Annotated in this window: 20 protein-coding genes; 8 read left to right on the forward strand and 12 right to left on the reverse strand. The window is 70.3% G+C overall.

Annotation, left to right across the window (positions count from 1 at the left end):
- Positions 1-226 precede the first annotated feature (226 nt).
- Both ACFYYF_RS40825 and ACFYYF_RS40830 read left to right on the forward strand, forming a co-directional pair.
- Positions 227-577 (forward strand): hypothetical protein, encoded by a 351-nt coding sequence (locus tag ACFYYF_RS40825; RefSeq protein ID WP_388784470.1) that lies wholly within the window; start codon positions 227-229, stop codon positions 575-577.
- Between the two features lie 110 nt (positions 578-687).
- Entirely contained in the window at positions 688-1,671 is a 984-nt protein-coding gene (locus tag ACFYYF_RS40830) for a hypothetical protein (RefSeq protein WP_388784473.1), read from the forward strand.
- Positions 1,672-1,754: 83 nt separating this feature from the next.
- Here ACFYYF_RS40830 and ACFYYF_RS40835 read toward each other — a convergent pair whose 3' ends face one another.
- The 5 genes from ACFYYF_RS40835 to ACFYYF_RS40855 all read right to left on the reverse strand — a co-directional run bounded on the left by ACFYYF_RS40835 (position 1,755) and on the right by ACFYYF_RS40855 (position 7,101).
- Positions 1,755-2,195, reverse strand: coding sequence for a DoxX family protein (locus ACFYYF_RS40835; RefSeq protein WP_388784476.1), 441 nt, complete (start codon positions 2,193-2,195; stop codon positions 1,755-1,757).
- A gap of 232 nt (positions 2,196-2,427) precedes the next feature.
- Complete coding sequence (locus tag ACFYYF_RS40840; protein ID WP_388784479.1) at positions 2,428-3,204, reverse strand: endonuclease/exonuclease/phosphatase family protein; 777 nt, start codon at positions 3,202-3,204, stop codon at positions 2,428-2,430.
- Between the two features lie 204 nt (positions 3,205-3,408).
- Positions 3,409-4,908, reverse strand: coding sequence for an FG-GAP-like repeat-containing protein (locus tag ACFYYF_RS40845; RefSeq protein ID WP_388784481.1), 1,500 nt, complete (start codon positions 4,906-4,908; stop codon positions 3,409-3,411).
- A 44-nt stretch (positions 4,909-4,952) separates the two neighbouring features.
- Positions 4,953-6,389, reverse strand: coding sequence for a hypothetical protein (locus ACFYYF_RS40850; RefSeq protein WP_388784484.1), 1,437 nt, complete (start codon positions 6,387-6,389; stop codon positions 4,953-4,955).
- 235 nt (positions 6,390-6,624) lie between these two features.
- The gene (locus ACFYYF_RS40855) at positions 6,625-7,101 is read right to left on the reverse strand and encodes a hypothetical protein (protein ID WP_388784487.1); all 477 of its coding nucleotides are present in this window, start codon (positions 7,099-7,101) and stop codon (positions 6,625-6,627) included.
- A 335-nt stretch (positions 7,102-7,436) separates the two neighbouring features.
- On the opposite strand from ACFYYF_RS40855, the gene ACFYYF_RS40860 reads away from it, so the two are divergent.
- Positions 7,437-7,835 carry a hypothetical protein gene (locus tag ACFYYF_RS40860; RefSeq protein ID WP_388784489.1) on the forward strand — a complete coding sequence of 133 codons (399 nt, stop codon included), beginning with the start codon at positions 7,437-7,439 and terminating at the stop codon, positions 7,833-7,835.
- A gap of 77 nt (positions 7,836-7,912) precedes the next feature.
- Here ACFYYF_RS40860 and ACFYYF_RS40865 read toward each other — a convergent pair whose 3' ends face one another.
- The 3 genes from ACFYYF_RS40865 to ACFYYF_RS40875 form a co-directional block, all read right to left on the reverse strand.
- Positions 7,913-8,173 (reverse strand): hypothetical protein, encoded by a 261-nt coding sequence (locus ACFYYF_RS40865; protein ID WP_361689185.1) that lies wholly within the window; start codon positions 8,171-8,173, stop codon positions 7,913-7,915.
- 152 nt (positions 8,174-8,325) lie between these two features.
- Positions 8,326-8,988 (reverse strand): lysophospholipid acyltransferase family protein, encoded by a 663-nt coding sequence (locus tag ACFYYF_RS40870; RefSeq protein WP_388784491.1) that lies wholly within the window; start codon positions 8,986-8,988, stop codon positions 8,326-8,328.
- A 254-nt stretch (positions 8,989-9,242) separates the two neighbouring features.
- Positions 9,243-9,803 carry a hypothetical protein gene (locus ACFYYF_RS40875; protein ID WP_388784493.1) on the reverse strand — a complete coding sequence of 187 codons (561 nt, stop codon included), beginning with the start codon at positions 9,801-9,803 and terminating at the stop codon, positions 9,243-9,245.
- A gap of 221 nt (positions 9,804-10,024) precedes the next feature.
- Between ACFYYF_RS40875 and ACFYYF_RS40880 the strand changes: the two genes are divergently transcribed.
- Positions 10,025-10,648, forward strand: coding sequence for an RNA polymerase sigma factor (locus tag ACFYYF_RS40880; protein WP_388784496.1), 624 nt, complete (start codon positions 10,025-10,027; stop codon positions 10,646-10,648).
- Positions 10,641-11,657 (forward strand): CU044_5270 family protein, encoded by a 1,017-nt coding sequence (locus ACFYYF_RS40885; RefSeq protein WP_388784499.1) that lies wholly within the window; start codon positions 10,641-10,643, stop codon positions 11,655-11,657. The genes ACFYYF_RS40880 and ACFYYF_RS40885 overlap by 8 nt, the downstream gene beginning before the upstream one ends.
- An 11-nt stretch (positions 11,658-11,668) precedes the next feature.
- Here ACFYYF_RS40885 and ACFYYF_RS40890 read toward each other — a convergent pair whose 3' ends face one another.
- Together ACFYYF_RS40890 and ACFYYF_RS40895 are read right to left on the reverse strand one after the other, a co-directional pair.
- Positions 11,669-12,268 carry an ATP-grasp domain-containing protein gene (locus ACFYYF_RS40890; protein WP_388784502.1) on the reverse strand — a complete coding sequence of 200 codons (600 nt, stop codon included), beginning with the start codon at positions 12,266-12,268 and terminating at the stop codon, positions 11,669-11,671.
- 259 nt (positions 12,269-12,527) lie between these two features.
- Entirely contained in the window at positions 12,528-13,832 is a 1,305-nt protein-coding gene (locus ACFYYF_RS40895) for a DUF4241 domain-containing protein (protein ID WP_388784505.1), read from the reverse strand.
- 481 nt (positions 13,833-14,313) lie between these two features.
- On the opposite strand from ACFYYF_RS40895, the gene ACFYYF_RS40900 reads away from it, so the two are divergent.
- Genes ACFYYF_RS40900 through ACFYYF_RS40910 form a run of 3 tightly spaced genes read left to right on the forward strand, consistent with a single transcriptional unit; the run spans position 14,314 to position 19,591 of the window.
- Positions 14,314-14,925, forward strand: coding sequence for a hypothetical protein (locus ACFYYF_RS40900; RefSeq protein WP_388784508.1), 612 nt, complete (start codon positions 14,314-14,316; stop codon positions 14,923-14,925).
- Complete coding sequence (locus ACFYYF_RS40905) at positions 14,925-17,363, forward strand: ABC transporter substrate-binding protein (protein ID WP_388784511.1); 2,439 nt, start codon at positions 14,925-14,927, stop codon at positions 17,361-17,363. Before ACFYYF_RS40900 ends, ACFYYF_RS40905 begins: the two co-directional genes overlap by 1 nt.
- Complete coding sequence (locus ACFYYF_RS40910) at positions 17,363-19,591, forward strand: bifunctional serine/threonine-protein kinase/ABC transporter substrate-binding protein (protein WP_388784515.1); 2,229 nt, start codon at positions 17,363-17,365, stop codon at positions 19,589-19,591. Before ACFYYF_RS40905 ends, ACFYYF_RS40910 begins: the two co-directional genes overlap by 1 nt.
- Before the next feature lie 98 nt (positions 19,592-19,689).
- Here the strand turns inward: ACFYYF_RS40910 and ACFYYF_RS40915 are convergent, their stop codons facing one another.
- Positions 19,690-20,076, reverse strand: coding sequence for a GntR family transcriptional regulator (locus tag ACFYYF_RS40915; RefSeq protein WP_388784517.1), 387 nt, complete (start codon positions 20,074-20,076; stop codon positions 19,690-19,692).
- Positions 20,069-20,860, reverse strand: coding sequence for a hypothetical protein (locus ACFYYF_RS40920; protein WP_388784520.1), 792 nt, complete (start codon positions 20,858-20,860; stop codon positions 20,069-20,071). Before ACFYYF_RS40920 ends, ACFYYF_RS40915 begins: the two co-directional genes overlap by 8 nt.
- Positions 20,861-21,406: the final 546 nt, after the last annotated feature.

Genomic DNA, 21,406 nt, shown 5'->3' on the forward strand with positions numbered 1-21,406 from the left:
AGACCCGATAAGTCCGACGCGCTCGAAGCCACCCCAACCACCCCCGGGACCCACTGCCAACCAGCCTACGCCTACGACAAAAGCAACGGCATTGGCCCTAGGTCGCCTCTTGATGTGACGAGACCGCGATCGTCGACAGGCCGGTCTCCACCGCGCGGGCATCCTCATCTGGGCCGCCCCAGCGATCCGCTCCAAACAACCCGGCGTTCCGATGGGGAGGGCCTTGGTGCAGGATGAGCTCGTGCTTCCTCCTCGGCTGCTGTGGTGTGATCCTCGACCCATCCCCCGGTTCAACCGGCAGGAGCGGGTGATCCTGATTGTGCGTGATCCTGGCTTGTACGAGCCGAGCGACGAGGACCACTGCTCTCGGTTCGGGTACTTCTGCCAGACCCATGACCGCCCTTACAGCCACGAGTCCTGTGGGGAAGGGGACCATGTCATCGCCCTGGACTGCCAAGAGCACGGGCCCGAAAGCATGTGGCCGCAGCCACTGATGCTGATGTTCCCAGAGGGGTTCGATCCCCCGCTGAGCGACGCGCAGCTGGCCTGGGTGCGGGCCGAGGAAGACGCCGTCTAGGCATGATTGAAGAGACGGCCCTGCTCTGTATGGGCCGCCCGCGCAAACAGGCAGCGTCACACGGCGAACCCGGCTCCAGGCCGGCCCGGCCCCGGCGTTAGCCTCGCCGGATGATTTCTGCGCAGCTTCCGAAGGTGATCACACGCCACCGCGACGGGGCGATCCACGCCTACGTGATCGCCCCCGGCGCACTCGGGGCGCTGGAGCCCGCCGCGGTGTTTCGGCCGCTGCTCGGGGACTCGGTCGTGGAGTCGGTGGTACGGCCCGACCTGGAGCGCATCGTGTACACGACGCTGAACCGCGTCGTCTGCCTCACTCGCGCCGGCGACCTCGTGTGGGCCTCGGACTTCGAGCCGCACTCCGACCTTCCCCATAGCCACCGTCCCGGCTGCGAACTGTCCCTGGACGGAAGGACCGTGTGGGTCTACCGGCCGGACGCGATGGCGGGACGCGGAGGCAAGGATCAGTGGGTCGTGCACGACGCCGAGACCGGCAAGGTCCTCGCCCGCCGGGAGTTGGAGACCGTCGGTCACGGTGCCAGTCACCACGTACACCCCGCGGACGGCAGCATCTACCTCGACATCGGTGAGGGTCAGGACGGATCCGTCATCGTTCGCGGCACGGCCGGAGCCGACACCGAGGCCACGTTCGCACCGTACCCATGGTGGGATCGCTGCCTGATCGACCTGGCACCGGACGGTCGGCAGTTCATGACCGTCGACCACGACCAGGCCGATGTCGCTTTCCACCGCCACCCCAGCGGGGAGGTGCTCTTCACCCTACCCGTCGAAGCCTTCGGGTTCGACCCGGAGGAGACCTGCGTGGAATGGAGCGGCGGCTATCTGACATCGGACCTGGCCGTGGTCGTCCTGGGCGGTGAGGACGAGGACACAGAGAAGGAGTGGTTCCGTCACCATCTCGTCGACGTTCAATCGGGCACGGTCCGCGGCGATTTCACCGTCGACGTCGCTCATCCGTATGAACTGGTGCCGTTGGGAGACGGTTCCTGGCTCACCGACGGTCCCGACGGTAGGCCCGTCCGCCGGTCGCCCGATCCGCTGCCCGCCACACCTCCGGTTCCGCCAAACCGATGAACCTGACGGCACAACTTCGCGGCGACGGTGCCTACCAACTTCCAGGGTCTATCAACTCCGGTTGAAACGGCAGACGTTGACCCTCAAGCGGCGTCAAAGCCAGCCGCCTCCCGGGCCGTTCCCCTTCCCTGGACCAGAGCGGACAGCGACAGTGCGCCGGGCCCGAAGAAGACAAGGAGCAGGAAACCCCAGCAGAACAGCGCGGGCGACAGACCGCCGTTCTGGAGGGGGAAGAGACCGTCCTTCTGGTGCTCGGTGAAGTAGGCGAACGCCATGGCGCCCGAGCTCAGGAACGCGGCGCCGCGCGTTGCGGCTCCGAGAAGGACGAGAACTCCACAGACCAGCTCGATGAGCCCGGCGTACCAGAACGGCCAGTCCCCCACGGGGCTGCTCTGCCGCCCCAGTATCCCGAAGATCGTGGCAGCGCCCTCGCTGGCGAAGAGCAGGCCGAGGACGATACGGAACAGGCCGAGGACGAGCGGCTGGTGGCTCGACAGCCGGTCACTCAGAGGTGCGGCGCTCATGGGTGGGTACTCCTTGAATCGGTCGGGTGTGTACCCGGGTGGTGTCACGGACCGGGCCTTGTACGAGAGTTCATCTCATTTCCTCTTACGTGCGCGCAGGATGGTCGGTTCAGAGCGGCGCCCTGCCTTTTGCCGCCACCGGCCGAACAATCACCCGGCACCATCACCAGGGGCGATCCGCCTGATCGGACCAGACCGGACCGGACCTGTCCAGTCCAGCCCGAGCCACGGGTCACTTCGACCGGATCAGCTGCGCCCGCACACCATAGTGGTCGGACAAGTAGGCCTGGCGGCCGTCGTCCAGTGTCACCTCGTCCTGGAACACGAAGTCGGCGCTGCCGGTCAGCGTCTCCCCCGCCGCCGCGCGGAGCAGTACGTGGTCCAGGGCCGGCGGCGACGGCCATCGAGGTGTGGGTCGGTAGGTCGGGCGCGTGTCACCGGCGAGGATGTCCCGCAGCCCCGCCGCCGCGGCGAAGTCGGCGAGTGCGGCCGAGTCGCGCGGGAGGTTCAGGTCACCGACCACGGCGACGGGCAGGGACGGGCCGACGTCCGCTATCAGCGCGGTGAGCCGGGCCAGTTCGCCCGTCGCGATCCGCGTGTACCGGTTCGCCGGGGACCAGTCGTCGTCCCGGTTGGCCGACAGGTGGGTGTTAACGATCACCAGTTCACCGTCCGGGGTGGCGACGGACGCGATCTGGGCGCCTTTACGCATGAGGAGTTCACCGCGCACGGGACCCGTCATCGGGTACCGCACAAACCGGCAGCGGCTGATCGGCCACCTCGACAACAGCACCAGGCCGCCCTTGATCAGGACCGTGCCCGAGTACGCGAAGTGCCGATAGCTGGGAGCGGCACGGCGGATCAGCCGGGCGTTGCGGCGGAACATGACCTCCTGCAGGCAGACGATGTCGTAGTCGGCCTCCTCGAGCGCCGTGCCGAGGGCGCGCAGCCGAGCCGGGACGTCGCCGGTGAAGAGGGTGTTCATGGTCAGGAGTCGCAGGGCCTTCACGCACTGTCACCTTCCGTCCGGTGGCCTGTCGGGCCGTGCGGGGAGCCGCTCACGGGCGTTGATCGTGCTTTCGTGGCTGCCGTCGAGCGGGGCGCCGTGGACCGGGCGGGTCCACGGCCCCCGTACCTTCTGAAGTCCCTCAGACCTCAGAGTTCCTGAAGTCCCTCAGACCTCAGACCTCAGACCTCGGACTTCTGAAGTCCCTCAGATGGTGGAGTGCGCGCCAGGAAGTGCTTCTCCGAAGTTGATCTCGGTGTACTTGCGTGTGAGGCCGACGCTGGTTCCGCTGATCGTCGTCGATCCGTTGGTCACCGGTCCGGCCGCGGATCCGCGGGCCGTCCACAGCAGGCCGTCCAGGTTCTCGCCGGGGGCGCCGACGATCACCTCGGCCTTGCCGTCCTTGGTGACGTCGACCAGATGCGCCGAGGTGGCGAACACGTCGCCGCCCTCGGCGGTTCCGGGCACGCCGCTGGTGTCCTGTGTGTAGGCGAGCGAACCGGTGGCGGTGAGCCCGGCGGCCGATCCGCGCAGCAGGGTCGCCTGTCCCGCGGCCTTGACCGATCCCAGGGCCTCCCAGGGTGCTCCGACCAGGACGTCGGCGTACTTGTCGCCGTTGGTGTCGCCGACGGCGAGCGACATGCCGAACTGGTCGCCGTCCTCTCCGCTGCCGGGCACACCGGGAGTGTCCTGGTGGATGATCTGCTGTTTCTGGCCGGGTGTGATGCCTTGGGCGCTTCCGTAGAGCACCTGGATCTCGCCGCCGCGGTGCGTGGACGGGTAGCCCAGGGACGCGTCGTAGGGCGCTCCGGTGACGAGGTCGCCGTAGCCGTCGCCGTTGATGTCGCCGATCTGACCGGACAGTCCGTCGGCGAGGGGCAGTTCGGTGTACGTGCCGTCGTGTCCCTCGGCGTAGACGGGTCCGCTCTCGTCTCCGTCGGTCGGGCCCGGCAGCCAGAAGCGTTCGGCTCTCCCGTCGCCGTCGACGTCGCCCACGACGACTCCGCGGTTGGTGCCGAGGTCGTTGACGAAGTTCCGTGCCGCCGGGGTGCCGGTACGGGTGAAGGGTCCGGTGTACGTGGTGGCGCCGCAGTTGCCGGTGACGGAGACGTCGGGGGCTCCGTCACCGCTGACGTCGCCGACGGCGAGCCCGGCCGCGAAGTGACACCCTTCGTCCAGGCCGGTCGGCGTCGGCACGGAAGCTCCGCCCTTGAGGCCGGACGGGCCTCCCCACACCACGGTGAGCGAACCGATGCCCCACATCGTGCCCGCGGACTCGTCGGGGGTGCCGACGAGCAGGTCTGCGTAGCCGTCGCGGTCGATGTCGGCGGAGGTGACGGCGGTGCCGAACCGGTCCCATTCCTCCGGTGTTCCGGGGATGCCGGAGGTGGCCTGCGTGATCACGGTGCGGTGGGAGGCGGCGACCCCGTTGGCCGAGCCGTAGAGCACGACGACCGCGCCCGCCGCGTCGACGGAGCCGTTGGCGGCTCCGGGCGCGCCGACGGCCACGTCGCGGTAGCCGTCGCCGTTGAAGTCGTCCTGGACCGCGGCGGTGTTGGCGCCCCGGTAGGGCGCGTCGGCCACGGCCGCGGCCGGCAGTGCGACGGCGGTCAGGGTGGCGGCCGTGCTGACAGCGATGGCGGAGGCCAGGAATCGGGAGGTGAAGGTGCCCGGAACGCGGACGCGCCTGGGGGTGCGGGAGGACATGGGGGCTCCGGGATCGAGGAGGGGTGGGAGGAAGCGGGGCGACGTCATGGGCCGGTCACCACATTGCCGAGGTGCGCGCCACCGGCCGAGCCGAGGCCGGTGCCTGCGGCGCCGGTGCTGACGGCGCCGGTCGTGGTGACGGACGAGGCGGAGCCCCGCAGCCACCACACGGCGCCCTTGCCGCCGTCCTCTCCGGGAGCGCCGATGACGAGGTCCGCGTAGCCGTCCTTGTTCAGGTCGACGACCCGTACGCCCGTGCCGAAGGCGTCGCCCGCCTCCGAACTGCCGGGGACCCCCGTGCTGTTCTGGGTCCAGGTGGCGGCGTGGGCCGTGTCGAGGAGGGTCGCGGTACCGCGTACGACGGTGACCGCGCCGCTGCCTCCGTTCTCGCCCGGAGCGCCGATCACGAGGTCGGCGCGCCCGTCCTTGTCGGTGTCGCCGATGGCGAGCGCGGCGCCGAAGCGGTCCTTGGCCTCTCCGGATCCCGGGACGCCCGACGTGTCCTGGGTGATGGTCTGGACCCGGCTCGGGGAGCCGGAGTATCCGGCGTCGTAGTAGATGGTCACCTGGCCGCCGAGCGAGGTGTCCGGGCTCTGCGTGGGGTCTTCGGGGTTGCCGATGACGAGGTCGGGTGAGCCGTTGCCGTTGAGGTCGCCCACGGCCGACGTCGTGCCGGCGGGCAGGTCGGCGTCCTCGAAGCCCGCCGGGTCGGCGAAGGCGGTACGCGGGTCGTCGCCGGTTCCGTCGTAGCCCCAGCCGCCGTCTCCCGTGCCCCGGCCGTGGACGATCAGACGGTCGTCGTCGGTGTTGGGAACGTCGATCGAGGTCAGGGCGACGATGCCGTGGGCCGGGTTGAACGCGAAGCCGTTGCCGGAGGTGTTGGACTGCGCGGACAAGTCGGCCGGTACGAAGGTGACTTCGGCGTCATTGGCGCCGACGGCGATCGACAGCTTGCCGTCGTTGACCGGGTTCAGGCCGTTGTACGTACCCACGGCGAGCGTCCGCCCGTACGCGTCGTGCGAGCCCGGCCACGGGTCCTGGACCGTCTTAGCCCTGGTCAGACCAGAAGCGGTCCCGTAGACGACGGTGACCGACCCGCCGCCGTCGTCTCCTGCGACGTCCTCGTCGGGGGCTCCCACGACCAGGTCGCTGTATCCGTCGCTGTTGAGGTCGTGCACGACGACGGCCGCGCCGAAGCGGTCACCGCTCTCCGCCGTTCCGGGGACACCGGTCGAGTTCTGGGTCAGTACGGTGCGTCTGGAGGGATCGATGCCGTGCGAGGTGCCGTACAGGACGACCACCGCACCGGCCTTGGCGTGACCGGCCACCGTGGCGTCGGGGGCGGACACGACGACATCGCGATAGCCGTCCTTGTTCACATCGCCCGGCGTGCCACCGGCGGCCTCGGCGCTCACCACGATCAGGGGGGTGAGGCCGGAGGCCAGCAGCGTGGCGGACATCAGCAGGGTGCGTTTACGCACGGGGTCCTCCAGAGAGGGGAACTCGGAACAGACGGCGGTGTACCGGCACGCCCGGGACTGCGCCCGACATGACCCGGTCAAGATCGACGCACGCAAGACTCCCGGAGGGGCACAACGGTTGTACGGGATCGGCGACTTTTTTCAACCGGCCTCGAACCGTGCGGCCGAGCCGTCATCTCAGGCGCCGCTCCGCGCAGTTGTCGACCCGCTCAGTTGTCGCTCCGCCCAGTTGTCGCTACATGCCCGCCGCGGGGTCGCCGTCGCCGAGACCGATCCACCAGTGCCCGTCGTCCTTCACCAGCAGCAGTTCCTGCCGCTGGCCGGTTTCCCGGTACGCCACCGTCACCGAGTTGAAGTAGCTGACAACGCCCTCTCGTACGGTGACGTCGACGGGGCCGCCCGCCGCCTGACCGTACAAGCGCACGTACTTGGCCGCAGTGGGCTCAGGCTGCCGGTAAGCGGGCCCGGCGAGCTCGGCGATGCCCTTGGCATCCCCGTCCTTGAGCCGCTGCACATAGACGCGTACGAGAGTGTCGACGTCCTCCGCCGTCTCCTGCACGTCGGGGTAGTTCGACGTCTCCGCGCGCACCGTCACGTCGACCATGGGCGCGTCGGCCAGGGCGTAGGGCTCACGAGCCCGGTTCCACCACACGGCTGCGATGATCCCGACGACGAGCAGGCCGCTGACGAGCGAAATGACCGGCTTCTTCAAGTGCACCTTCCTCCACTATCAGTTGGACTCGACGCGGTGAACGAGTGCTCGGTTCCCTCGCACGAAGACGGCCCGAGTCGGCCCCGACAAGCCCGACGCTCGCGGTCAACCCGAGGGTACGGTCAGGTCATGGGTACCAGTCGCCGGCCGACGCTTGATGAGATCGAGGAGCGCTTCCCGACTGGGTCAACTTCCTTTCGGCGGAACGCGTACGTCGTGCGCCGCCTGACGACCCCGGAGGGCAGCATCGGTCGCTTGTGGCGGCACCGCAGGCGCTCTGTCGGCGTGCTGCACGGCGGGTGTGTACTGAGGGCTTGCCGCATCGAGGGGGAACCATGCCGCAGACACCAGAACCGGGATCACCCGAGTCGGCGCACGAGGAGCAGCGCTGGCTGGACAGTCGCGAGGTCGCCGAGCTGTGGCCGGTGCGAGAGGAGTGGGTGCCGGGTGCCGCTGGTCGTGCGGAGGTCCGCGTCCGACGCCACGGCGGGGAGAGTCGGGGCACGTACGGGGCGGCGCCCACCTTCTACTCGTATCACCCCGAGGATGTGCGACGGGCCGCGACGGCCATCGCCGAAGGTCGCGTCGACATCCCGTCGGTCTGGCGCACCGACACTCCCGACGGCCGGCGGGCGGAGTACTGGAGCAGATTCCGGTTCCGTCTCTCCTGCACGGTCGCCCTGACCCTGGTTCTCTGCATCCTGGGGTTGGCGGTCTACACCGTGGTGTCCTGAACCCCGAGTCGGCCGGTGGCGTGTCTAACTCGGCCGAGGCCCGGCGCGACGCGGCCGGTCCTGGTGAGGGGTGCCGATCAGCGGCGGCGGAAGAGGCAGATCAGCGCCGTACGTTCCCCGGACAGCGCCTTGCCCTCGGCTGCCGTCATCGTGTCGAGGCTCCAACCCTGTCGCTCGATGGCCTCGATCTGCTCGCCGACACCTTGCATGATGCCGGTGTTGCGTGAGCCTGCGTTCGCTTCGATGATCTTGAAGACGATCGTGGACCGGCCTTCCGAGAAGGCGCTGGCGGCCTGACGCTCGGCCTCATTCGCCTTGGCCTGGTTGATGAACCCCATGATTCCCCCCGTGCGGTGTCGTGGCGTTGATCATTATGGACGGATGACGCCCAAGGGACGCACGGATTGCTGGAGTTGGGACGCGGCGAGGCCCAAACCGGTCAGGACACTCCGCCAGGACTACGGCTGCGCGGGCGGGAGCAACGCCCACGCTATGCCGCAAGCGCGGCAGGCTCACCGAGGTGTGCGGCCGCCGTCCTCCACGCCATGGTCACCGCGGTGCGTGCGCGCTCCGTGCGGACGGCGCTGTCACCGGTCAGAACAAGCGGGGCACCCACATGGACATGCAGGTCGGGTCGGCGCAGCGGTGCCGTGGCGAGGCCCGCGATCTGCTTGATCACGCTGCCCGAGGTGACACGACGGGCACCGGCCTGGCCGACGGGCACGACTGGGGCGCCGGTGCTCTCGGCGAGACGCGCCAGACCGGTGCGGAAGTCGCCGGGGGCCGCCTCCGCGGCGTCCTTGCGACGGGGCAGGCCGCCCTCGGCGTAGATGAGGACCAGTCGTCCCTGCCGCAGCGCCTGCGCCGCGAGGTCGAGCGCGCCGGCGGCTCGCCGGTCGCCCCGGTGGACGGGGATGTGCCCTTCGCGGGTGAGGGAGCGACCGAGCAACGGGACGCGCCACAGCCCCGCGGTGGCCATGATGACCGGCTCCACGCCGAGGCGGTGCAGGGCAGCGACCACGACGGCGGGGTCGGCCAGGGAGGTGTGGTTCGCGGCGATGATGCTTCCCGGAGCGAACTCCGCACCGGGATCGCAGGTGACGGACAGCCGTCCGACGGCGGACACCAGGGTGCTGGCGGTACGGCTGAGCATGAGCGGGCTCCCGGCCTCGGCGATGATGATCTCTATCGTCGGTGCCGGGCACGGTCAGGGGCATGAGCTGTCGTACTCATCTTCTCGGCCGCCTACTCAGCGGGGTTGCCGTCCTGTCTCAAGGAATCCAGAGCCTGGCCGCGTTGCAAACGGGCCTCAGTCCTGCCACGGTCAACAGCGTTCACCCCGTCCAGGCCCGGGCGCCGACGCCGGCTGATCGACGGTGACGGCAGCCGGTCGACGCGAAGGCGCGATCACGCGGGACCCGAGCGTCGATCCCTTTGTGTGCCACGCCCATCGGCGGGATCCACGTTCCACGCCTCAGGCAGGTCACTTCCGCAGAAGACGCAGACGAAGTCCTCCTCCCGCACGATGTTGCACTCCTCGCAGCCAGGGCACCGCCGGAACACCACCTCATGGGTGAAGCCGGACGGCCGCCCGAGCCCCGCGCCGTCCAGAGCACGGGCGACATCCGGCCAGGAGCTGACGTCCGGGCAGTACCCGGTGGAGTGGTTGCTCACGTCGTCCACGGTCCATCGGCCCGTCTCACGGGTGAAGTGGATCTCGCCGGCGCTCAGAACCATGGCTCCGCCCGCGCAAGCGACGTGCTCGCTTCGACGCGGGGCCAGTCGTAGTACACCGTCCGTGCCCACTACGAAGGTGAAGGGTTCGGCCAGTTCCGCCGCCGATCGCGCGGCGACCCAGCTCCCGAAGTCGGCCGCCGAGCCGATCGGGTACCCGCCGCTGCCAGGCCGGAGCGCAGCCCTCAGCTCGGCAGGTCCGACGTATCGATAGCTCCGCCCCCGCACGCTCATACGATCCAACCTAGCGTTGTGGCCGATTCTTCCGCCGACTCGCGGCTGCGTCCGGAGCGTGCCCCGGCAGGCGATCGGACGGAGACCTGGCGGGCCCGACGGGCAGGGCCCCGGCACCGTCGTAGCCGGAATGGAACTCGATGCGGCCCACCGGCGAAGGACAAGAGAAACCCGAACAAGCCCAAGCCTTCAAGGCGTTCGTACGAACGAAAGGAGCCCCGATGGCCGTCGAGTCCCCGGGCGTCCGCACCCGCGAGGAGCATCGCGAGGACAGCGACGCCCGTGTGATCGCGCGGTCCCGGGACGAGCCCGAGCAGTTCGCCGCGCTCTTCGACCGGTACGCCGAGGCCGTGCACCGCTACGTGGCCCGGCGGATCGGTCCCGAGACGGCGGAGGATCTGATGGCGGAGACGTTCACGACCGCCTTCCAGCGGCGCCACACCTACGACGTCAGTCGTGCCGACGCCCGCCCCTGGCTGTTCGGCATCGCGACCAACCTCATGAGCCGGCATCGCAGGGCCGAAGCACGCCGTTTCAAGGCGCTCGCGAAGGTTCCGGAGCCGGTGCAGCACGAGGAGCCGGTCGCGGACCGAGCGGTCGCCAGGGTCGGGGCCACGGCGGTGGGCACGGAGCTGGCCGCGGCGCTGGCCAAGCTGTCCGCCCGGCACCGTGACGTCGTACTGCTGGTGGCCTGGGGCGACCTGGACTACCAGGAGACGGCCCAGGCCCTCGGGATACCGGTCGGCACCGTCAGATCCCGGCTGAACCGCGCTCGCAGCAGATTGCGCGAAGCACTGGGCGGGTCCGATCCGACAGCTTTCCGAGAGGCAGACGCCCATGCGTGACACCGACGAACTGCGAGAACTGAGGGAGTACGACGCGGGGGCTCCCCCGCTCGACGACGCCGCCCGGGGACGGGTGCGGGTACGGCTGCTCTCCGCGATCAACGCGGAGAACGGACCCGCCCCGGCCGTACGCCCCCGCCGCTCGGTCCTGCGCATCGCCCTGACCGGCGCGGTCGCGGCCGCGGTCGTCGGCGGTGTACTGGTCGTCGAGCAAGGCGACGACAACGGCAAGGTGCACAAGGCGGCACCGCCGGCCACCAGTTCCCCCGTCATGCAGAACGTGAGCGTGCAGACCGTGCTCAACGGTGCGGCCACCTACGCTCGCCGGCACGAGCAGGCCGCCAGCCCGAGGGACGACCAGTTCATCTACACCAAAGAGATCATCAAGGAGACCAACCAGAAGACCGGCGCCACCAAGAGCTACACCGACGAGGACTGGAGGTCGGTGGACAACTCGAAGCCTTCCTGGGTCATGGAGATCGGGAAGGGCTGGTGGTCACCGCCGCGGAAGGCGAACGAGACCGTGTGGCCGCCGCAGGACTGGGGGACGCTGAAGAAGCTCCCGACCGATCCCAAGAAGCTGATCCTTTCGCTCGCGCACGGGAGGAGGCCCGGAGACAAGGGCGACTCGCTCAGCGGAATCAGCGAACAGGAGTGGTCGATGGTCCACTTCCAGCTCGCCGGGCTCCTCAAGCTGGTCCCGGTGATGCCCGAGGGGCTGCGCCCGGCGGCGTACGAGGCGCTCGGCATGATCCCCGGGGTGAAGGCGGTGGCGAACCAGAAGGACGCCAAGGGCCGTACCGGCGTAGCCATCACCTACGAAGACCCGACGCTTCCGCAGGGAACGACGAGCTTCGGCGGCTACTTCATCTTCGACCCGAAGTCCTATGAATTCCTCGGCTTCCGTGACGCGCGCACCTCGGGTGACGGCAAGCAGAGGATCGAGTTCACCCAGCTCTCCTATCTCGACAGCTGGGCCGTCGTCGACAAGGCCAAGGTGCGGCCGTAGTCGAAGGACAGTCATGGGGTGGTGGCCAGAGCGCCGTTGCCGCGAGGCAAGCGACGATCGAAGTCCACCGCCCCATGCTGCCTGACCGGCACCACCTCACATCGGGCAGTTGACCCCGCGCGCGCTGTCCCCGTCACAGACTTCCTTCGCCGAGCATAGAGGCGGAACTCCGTCGCCCAGGTCACCACATCGCTGATCTGCACCGGGACGTCGGGCGGCAGCTCAGGCCCCGCCGGGAGCCGGCCACCGTCGGTGTAGACGGCGGCCGGGAAGCTCTTGTCGGTCGGTGGCTTGACGAAGGCCGCTCGGTTCAGGCGACGGGCCTCGCCCAGGGTCGCCATGGCGATGTGCCGGCCGGTGTACGCGGGGGACACGGTGACCAGCCAGTCGTCGGAGGGCTCCAGGAGCGCGAGCTCAAGGTCGTCCACGACGCCTGCCGCGAACAAGGGGCCACCGTAGTAGTGACCGCCGCGCCTCCCCGCAGCGGTGCCCGCGCCACCCTGGGTGGGGAGGACTTCGACGTCCATGCCCCGCCGACGCGCAGACGTCGAGAGCAGCTCGGAGGTCGTGGTGTACTGCGGCGCCAATGCCAGGAAACCGTGCTTCGTCACGACCGATGACCCTGCCATCGGCCCGGTCGGGCAGTCCACCGAATTCGGCTCACGCCGCACGACCCGGCCGGTCAAAAAGGCTCTCGTGGACAAGGCGTTGGGCCATGGCCATCCGCAACCGCCGTCCGAAGCCTGGCGGGATCGTTCACGCCGCTTACGGAACCCGGTTCACCCGCTGGGTGTTCGGGGAGCGGATCCGCCCTGGGGGCCTGCCGCCGTCGTTCGGCACCGTCGCGGACGCCGGCTTCTCAGACCCTGCCTAGCCAACCGCGTCGGCGGGGCTTCCGTCCTGCTCCGGGAGAAGCTCGGGCATCCCCGCCACCATTACCACGACTCCGATCACCTCGCCGGCCTCAGAACGGCCGACCCACACCGGGTAGGTACCGTCCCCGGTCGTCGCAAAGGCCATGCGTTCGCCGCCGGATGCCTCGTCCCAGGTGCGCAGCATGAACATGGAACCGTCCTCGATGTCGTCGAACCCGTCCAGGTCCGACTCCCCCTGGATCAGCCCCCGTTCGAAGAGCGCGATGAGTGACTCCCAGGCCCCGGCGTCGGCGAAGCAGCCGGTGGCGCCGTCGGTGTCGAAGCCGGTTATCTCCTCTTCGATGAACAGCCGGGGATCGTCGTCCGGGCCGAGGGCCATCTCCCAGGTCGCGGCGGGGGTCTCGCTGACGAGCAGGCGGACGGCCGTGGGTTCCGTGGTCGTGACCTCGGCGTCGCGCCACTCACAGTGGTAGCTGAAGCGGACCCGTGCCTCGTCGAGTACGTACTCCCCGGGCGGAATGGGGACGGTGATGCGCGGCCCGTCGCCGTGGTCGATGTCCGGGCCGGAGACGGCCAGCAGCCCACTCGGTATGCGCAGGGTGCCGACCCGGCGCGGCTCCACGACGGTCATCTCCGGGTGATACCCGTCGGTCACGCGCACCCCGGGTCGGAACAGCTCGTTGATCGGCCCGGGCTGGGCGGGACGCGGCGGGCGCCAGCAGGTGGCGGGGGCGTCTTCGTCACCTGGATCGATCGCCTCGATCACCTCGGCCACTTCGAAGGCCGTGGGCTCAACGAGCCCGTGTACCCGGGCCGAAAGCAGCGGCCATCCCCCGAACTCGGGGCGGTCCATCCAGCGCTCGTCGTCCCGTAGTCCGGGCGAAGTGGTGTGGGAGCCCCCGCCCTGCCCCTGCCGCTCCTCCGTCCGTCGGCCCCTCCCGTCCGGGAAAAGGTCCACGGTGATGCGTGGGCACGCCTTGTCGAACTCGGCCATCTCCGGGCCCGTGTAGTACCAGCCGACGGAGTATCGACGCAGCAGCCGCGACGGGTCGTCCAGCAGCCGCAGGTTCAGATCGTAGGTGCGCCGACCTTGGGCGTCATAGACCCACAGCCCGACGTAGTGGTCCCGCCAGGAGACGAGCCGGACTTCCAGCGGAGCCTCCCGGCCGGGCTCCCGGTACATCACCACGTACGGAAGCCCGGCGACATCCCGCTCCCGGGCCTCCTCGGCGGATATCGGCCGCCAGGGCGCACAAGCCTCCCGGTCCCACGCCTGTGCGTAACCGACCTCGACGACCATTGCCGCTCCTCTTCCTGCAACCTGCCTTGGCTGCGTGCTGGGCTGGAAGGTAGCCGATGCCTGTGACAACGGTCCGATGGGGGCGAGCGGCGGGTCGGCTCCTCTTTCCGGGCGGAATGACCTCCGTCGCCCGTTCGTGCAACCGCCCGCGAACACCTCGCGTCCGTCGATACGATCACCACACGCGAGCGGGGGCTCGTGAGCGAGGGGGCGGGGGATGAACGAGGGCAACATTGGTGTGCCCAGGGGGACTTGGCCGTGGCGGGTCGCTCTGATCGTTGCCGCGACGGGCTTGGTGCTCGGCGGCTGCAGTTCGGGGGACGGGGACGACGGCAAGGCGGCCGGGCCCAGCGCTTCCGCACCATCGAGATCCGGGGGCGCGTCCGGCACTCCCACGGCCGGCTCTGCCACGGCCGCCCCGTCCGCGTCGTTAGCGAACGGCGACACGTTTTCGGCGCTGTTCGAGGCGGACCCGGCCAAGGTGCCCAGGACGAGGAGCCGGGCGGAGGCGCTGGCAACGGCCGTCGCGCTCAAACCGAACGAATGGGGCTCGGATTTCAGGGCGCAGCAGCCGGCCGCGAGTACCCCGCGCACCGTCGCGGTGCTGGGCGGGCAGTGCCGCTGGGAGCGGCGGTCGCTGCCCGAGAGCGTCCTGGCTTCCCTGTCCCGTTACAGCGAGATCCCCGCAGCCGGCGGCAAGGGCGAGCTCAAGGTCAGCGCGGCGGTCACCGTGCACAAAACCGTGCGCGACGCCGATGAGCAGCTGGCCTCCACCCTGGAGGAGCCGTTGCGGTGCCGCGAGCAGCAGGTGCGTACGGACGAGCGGATCGCCAAACTCATCTCGGCCGCCACTCCCTACGGCCAGGGCAACAACACCTACTCCGACGACCAGGTCGTAGAGATCGGCAGCTATCTCACCGGAAACGGTGAGCAGACCTACTCCTGGTACGTCACCCGGATCGGCACGGTGACCCTGGCGGTGTCGGTGAAGGGCGCCAAGGGCTACTCGGACGCCGAGTTGGGCACCTTCGCGTCGCGCGCCAACGTCACGATGCTCGACCGTGTGGAGTCCGAGCTCGGAGGAGAGAACTGATGGAGCCGCTGCGTTCGTCGGACCCCGCGCGTATCGCGGACCATCGCCTGCTCGGGCGGCTCGGTGCCGGAGGCATGGGCGTCGTGTACCTGGCGCGCACACCGGGCGGCGCGCTGGTGGCACTGAAGGTGCTGCTCGCCGAGTACGCCGAGGAGCCCGGCTTCAAGGAGCGGTTCCGCCGCGAGGTCGAGGTCGCCCGGCGGGTCGAAAGTCCCTCCGTAGTACCGCTGGTGGACGCCGACCCGGACGCCGACGCGCCATGGCTGGCGACGGCGTTCGTGCCCGGACCGTCGCTGGCCGAGGCCGTGACCGCGTACGGGCCGCTGTCCGAGCGTGGTCTGCGGCTGCTCGGCGTCCGGCTGGCCGAGGCGCTGGGCGAGGTCCACCGGGCCGGGCTGGTCCACCGGGACCTGAAGCCGGGCAATGTGCTGATCGCCCATGACGGGCCGCGGCTCATCGACTTCGGTATCGCTCGCGCGCCGGAGGACCGGACGCTCACGGCGACCGGGGTGGTGGTCGGCACGCCGGGTTATCTGTCTCCCGAGCAGGCCGAGGGACGCGTCGGGGATGGCATCGGTCCGGCGAGCGACGTGTTCTCCCTCGGCTGTGTCCTGGCGTTCGCGGCGACGGGCCGGGCGCCGTTCGGCAGCGGGGCGGTCGACGCGCTGCTGTACCGGGCCGTCCATGACCCGGCGGACCTCGAAGGGGTGCCGGCGGGACTGCTCGAAGTCATCGGCCGCTGCCTGGAGAAGGATCCTGCCCGGCGGCCCGAAGCCGGTGAGCTGGTGCGGGAGTTGACTGCCGACGGCGCCGCCCGGGACGAAGTGGCGCCCGACGTCTCGCCGCACGACGACGAGGCATCCGAGACCGTCCACCTGCACGAAGAGACATCCGAGACTGGACCACAGCACGAACCGGCATCCGAGACCGCACTCCTGCGCGGAGGAACACCGCAAGCCGCAGCGCAGGATGAACCGGCATCCGACGCCGCGCCACGGCGCGAACGGACGTCGGACACCACACCGGAGGACGAAGAGGCGGCCGGGTGGCTGCCCGAGGCGGTCACTCGGCTGATCGCCGAGCGGTCGGCCGCCGCGCTCTCGCTGCCGGACATCGAGCACACGCTGGTGCCGTCCGCCACGCCGTCCGCCACGCCGGCCGCTCTCGACCCGACGGAGCCCGACACGCGTGCGACCTCCGGGGCGGCGCATCCGCAGGACTCCCAACCGGCCGGCCGGCGGCGCTTCCTGCTGCTCGCCGGTGGGGCCGTGGCGCTGGCAGCGGGCGGGGGCGGGGCCTGGTGGGCGGTCAACCGCGACGACGACTCGGGAGGCGGAGGCCCCTCGTCCGGGTCCTCGCGCCGACCGGTGCACACCATCGCGCTGCACGGCGACCTCAGCGGTCCCCAGCGCGAGACGGGGCGGGCCCAGGAACGCGGACTGCGGCTCGCGGTCGCGGAGTTCAACGCGCGACGCGACGCGCCGTTCACCGTGAAGGTCAAGGCCGTCGACGACGGAGGTGATCCGGCGGCCTCGGCCCAGCTCGCCGCGAAGCTCACCGACGATCCGACGGTCCTCGCCGTGGTCGGCCCGACCACCGACGAGACCGGACAGGCCGCGCTCGCGACGTACGACGCCGGACTGCTGCCGGTCGTTGGCGTCTCCCCCGGCACAACCGCCCTGTCCATTCAGGGGTTCCGCTCGTTCCTGCACGCGCGGCTGCCCGACGCGGTGCTGCCCATCTATGTGAGTGCCTACCTGCGCGGCGCAGCTCGGTCGCGGAAGATCGGCATCGTCGTCGACCGTCCGGCCGGCAACTACGGGACGAACCTGAGCAGTTCGCTGAGCAACGAGCTCAACAGGGTGCAGCACCCTTCCGTACCGGAGGTGGTCAGCGGCATGCGCCCGGACTTCGGCAGCGCGGTGGACACGGTGCTCTCCGCGGGTGCCGACTCCGTGTTCTTCGCCGGTCTGCCCGACCGGGGAGCGCTGATCGCCGGCACGCTGCGCGAGCGCGCCTTCCCGGGGGCGCGGATGTCCGGTCCGGCACTGCTGGACGAACGCTTCCTGACACAAGCTCAGGAAGCCGCCGAGGGCTGGGTGATGGTGGCGCCGGTCATCGACGCGACCCGCAAGCCCGAGGCTCGCGAGTTCGCCGCCGTCTACCGCGAGCGCTTCAAGGAGGCGCCACCCAGATATGCGGCGGAGGCCTACGACGTGAGCGCGATGCTGCTCAAGGCCCTGGCCGCGCTGCCGTCGAAGAGCCGCACCCGGCAGAACCTGCTCACGGCCGTGCGGGACGGGAAGTACAAGGGCATCACCAAGACCTTCGCCTTCCAGAAGACCGGCACGATCGTGATCGACGGCACCGGCGGCTTCCTCTGGCGGGTGGACCAGGGGCGTTTCGTGTACGACGGCCCCGCCCCCCTCACCGTCTGATGGAGCCGCTGCGGGTTGGCGACCCGTCCCGGATCGGCCGCTACCGTCTGCTGCGGCGGCTGGGCGCCGGCGGCATGGGCGTGGTCTTCCTGGCTCGTGCTCCGGGCGGGGCGATCGCCGCGGTGAAGACGGTCCGTCCCTCGTATGCCGACGAGAGCGGATTCCGGGCCCGGTTCCGCCGTGAGATCGAGGCGGCCCGGCAGGTCGACAGCCGCTGGGTGGTCCCGCTGCTGGACGCGGACGCCGACGCGGAGACACCGTGGCTGGCGACCTCGTACGTTCCGGGGCCCTCACTCGCCGAGACAGTGGAAGCCTTCGGGCCGCTGTCGGTCACTTCCGTACGGGTGCTGGGCGCACGGCTCGCCGATGCGCTCGAGGCGGTGCACGGCGCCGGTCTCGTGCACCGCGACGTGAAGCCCGGGAACGTACTGCTGGCTCCGGACGGACCACGGCTCATCGACTTCGGCATCGCCCGCGCGCCGGACGCCACCGCGCTCACGTCCAGCGGCGTGGTCGTCGGCTCGCCGGGCTTCCTGTCGCCCGAGCAGGCACAGGCGCGAGGCGGCGCGATCGGCCCGCCGAGCGACGTGTTCTCGCTGGGGTGCGTGCTGGCGTTCGCCGCGACCGGAGTGCGCCCGTTCGGCGGTGGCGGGGCGGCGGGGGTGCTGCTGCGCACGATCTACGAGGAGCCCGATCCGGCGGCGCTCCCGGGCGATCTGGCACCTCTGTTGAAAGCCTGCCTGCACAAGGATCCGGTCGACCGCCCGAGCCTCGCGCGACTCCGTGCGACGCTCGGGGAGGGAACGGCCGCGGACTCCCCCGGACCGTCCGACTGGCTGCCCGCCCCGGTCACCCGGCTGATCAACGACAGGTCCGCCGCCGTGCTGACCATCGGTGCGATCGAGCCGACCCAGGTGTCCGCGGCAGCGGCCTCGAACGCGGCGAACCCGTCGTCACCGGAGCCCGCGACGCTGACGGCCGTCACCGCCACCCGCCCCGTCTCCCGACCGCTCGGCCGCCGAGGCTTCCTGCGACTCGGCTCGACGGCGGGACTCCTCGCGGCGGGCGGTGGCGGGGCATGGTGGTGGAGCACCCGGGCGAAGCCGGGAACGTCCACGCCGTCCGGGACCGGCCGCCCACGCCCGGAGCTGGTCGTGGCGTCCCAGGCCGATCTCACGGGCGCCCGCAAGGAGTCGGGGCAGGCCCAGCTCAACGGCGCCCGGCTGGCCGTCGAACAGCTCAACGCGCAGCGGGACCGCCCCTTCCGGCTGAAACTGCGGTCGTACGACGACGGCGGCGACATCAAGCGGGCCGGCGAGCTGGCCGTCCGGCTCACGAAGGACGCGGCGGTGCTCGCCGTACTGGGGCCAACCACCGACGCCTGCTTCGGCGCCACCGAGAGGACGTACACCGATGCGGTGATGCCCGTCGTGTCGGTCTCCGTGGGCACCAACACGCGGAACTCGGCGTCGAAGTCGAACGTATTCAACTGCCACGCGGCACTGCGCGTCACAGACGATCTGCTGGCGACTCCTTGTGCCCGCTACCTCGCCAACCACGTCGACTCCCGGCGCGTGTTCCTCGTGGAGGACAGGGCCCAGAAGGACTTCGCCTGGATTATCTGCGACTTGGCCGGGAAGTCCCTGCGGCAGAGCGGACGGGACGCCACGGTGACCCCCGTGGGTGCCGGGAGGATCGACTACGCGTCGCTCGCCGCCAAGGTGAGATCCACCCGCGCGGACGCGGTCGTCTTCACCGGCGACGCGGCCCGGGCCGCCGGATTCGCGTCGGCGCTCACCGCCACCGGATTCAAGGGTGCCCGTGTGGCGACGGAACGTGCCTTGGATCCGCAGTTCCTCGCGTCGGCCGGCGCCGCCGCGTCGGGCTGGGTCTTCGCCACCTCCTTCACCGACCCCACGGCCCGGTCCTCCACCCGCGCGTTCACCTCGGCCTACCGCGCCCGCTTCGGCACCGACCCCGGCTGGTACGCGGCGGAGGCGTACGACGCGGTGATGTTCCTGGCCCGGGCCTGTGAGAAGGACGGCACCACACTGACGGAACGCGGCGCTATCGCCCGCCGGATGCCCGAGATCACGTATTCCGGCATCACCCGCACGATCAAGTACGAGTCGACGTTCGGCTACAACCACGACGCGATGTTCGACTTCCAGGTCGTCGACGGCGCGTTCCGCTACAGAGGCAACTACCGGGACGCCGCGATGTCGTGACGGGGAGGGTGGCCGCCTCATGTTGGAACGGACGGGACTGTCTCGTTTCCGGCGTCGCGTTGCCGACATGTCCCTACGGGAGGCCACACCCTCCAGGCTCATGTGTGGTCCGGGTCCAGGGCGTCGCGGACGGCGGCCAGGATGGCGTCGGTGTCGGCGCCCAGCGCGCGGGCGGACGAGGTGAAGTCGCGTGCGAGGGTCGCGAGTTGGGAGGCGTGAGGGCGGGCCGGGGCGGCCGGGGGTGCCGCGACCCGGGACCCCGCCCCGCGGCGGGTGCGGATCAGCTCGGCGGCCTCCAGCTCACGGTAGGCACGTGCCACGGTGCCGGGTGCGAGGCCGAGGTCCGTGGCCAGCTGGCGCACGGTCGGAAGCCGGTCGCCCTCGGCAAGCTGCCCGGTGAGGATCAGCGCGCCGAGCTGGGCGCGGATCTGGGCGTACGGGGGCACCTGACTGGTGGTGTCGACGCGGACGGCGGGCTCATGCATGGTCGGGGGACTCCTCGGGCCCGTCGTCGCTGACGGCCCGCGGGGTCACCAGGGTGACCAGGGACCAGACGACGGTGCACAGGTTCAGCAGGGCCAGCGGGTAGAACACCCAGAAGGTGAGCGCGCCCATCGCGCCGGCACAGCCCGTGTCCGTCAGCGAGACGGAGACCATCACCACGGCGTACAGCTGCTGGCTCGACACCAGCAGGCCCCAGGCTCCGGTCACCGCCCAGGCACGGTCGCGGCGCTGCTGCTCCCCGCCCGGTCCGTCCGCGATGCGACGCAGGGCCCACAGGCAGGTGGGAGTGGCTATGGCGAGCGCGCCGAACATCGGAAGGCTGTAGTACAGACCGGGCCACGGGCCGAGGGTCGTCCACATCCCGTTGCAGGTGACGGCGACGACCTTCCCCGTCGTGAAGACACGGTCGGGGTCGACGGAGGCCGTGGCGGCCGTGATCGCCAGCAGCACGGTGAGCGAGACCCCCTGAAGGGCGATCAGGGGGCCCATGCGAGGTGGCACATGATCTCTCACCAGGCGCGGGGCGAGGCTCGCGGTGCGCACCACGTCCTGAGGGACCAGGGTCAGGGCGTCGGCGAGCAGTACGCCTGCCACCGCGCACAGACCGAAGGCCGTGATGCAGAACACGACACGCTGCTCGAACTCGATGTGCCCGAGCGTGGAGATCGCCTGCGCGGCGATGATGCCCACGGCCAGGCCCGACCAACGGGCGTAGTGGTCCGCATGCTCGAGGAAGCGGCGCTGGAGCGGGGCGGCATCGAGCATGGAGAGGTCCCCCTTGGGTCATCTTGTATCAAGTGGCTAGTACAAGATGCCGCAGCTGGAATCTTGTGTCAAACATTCGATACAAGATTCCAGCTGTCGAGGGAGACGGATTCTGGTGCCAGGGGGTTCCTTGTCGCGGCGGTCAACGGTCGTACTGCGCTGGACGGACCCCCTGCCACGTCCGCGGCGGGGGACGATCGGGGCCGCGCCGAGCCGCCAGTACGCCAACCTCGCGGCTCGGCGGACCGGCGGACCGGCGGACCGGCGCGAGCGTCGCCGCCGCCGGGAAGAGCGGAAGCGCCGCACCGCGTTCCCGGCCGTGATCAATCGCGAGCGCGGAACTCCGCTCATCGCACCCACGGCCCCCACCATTTGGGTGGCGGAGGGTCGGCCGGAGCCGATGTCGGCTGATCGGGATGGAGTCCGAGCCGTCTCAGGACGTCCGCGCTGACGCTGACGACGATCGTGCCCTGCCAGTGCCCGTCGGAACGCACCCCGCACATGTGGTCGATCCAAACGTCCTGGTCCGCAAAGGGATACCAGTCG

Origin of the sequence: Streptomyces sp. NPDC001914, from assembly GCF_042891215.1 — a bacterium.
Classification (GTDB): Bacteria; Actinomycetota; Actinomycetes; order Streptomycetales; family Streptomycetaceae; genus Streptomyces.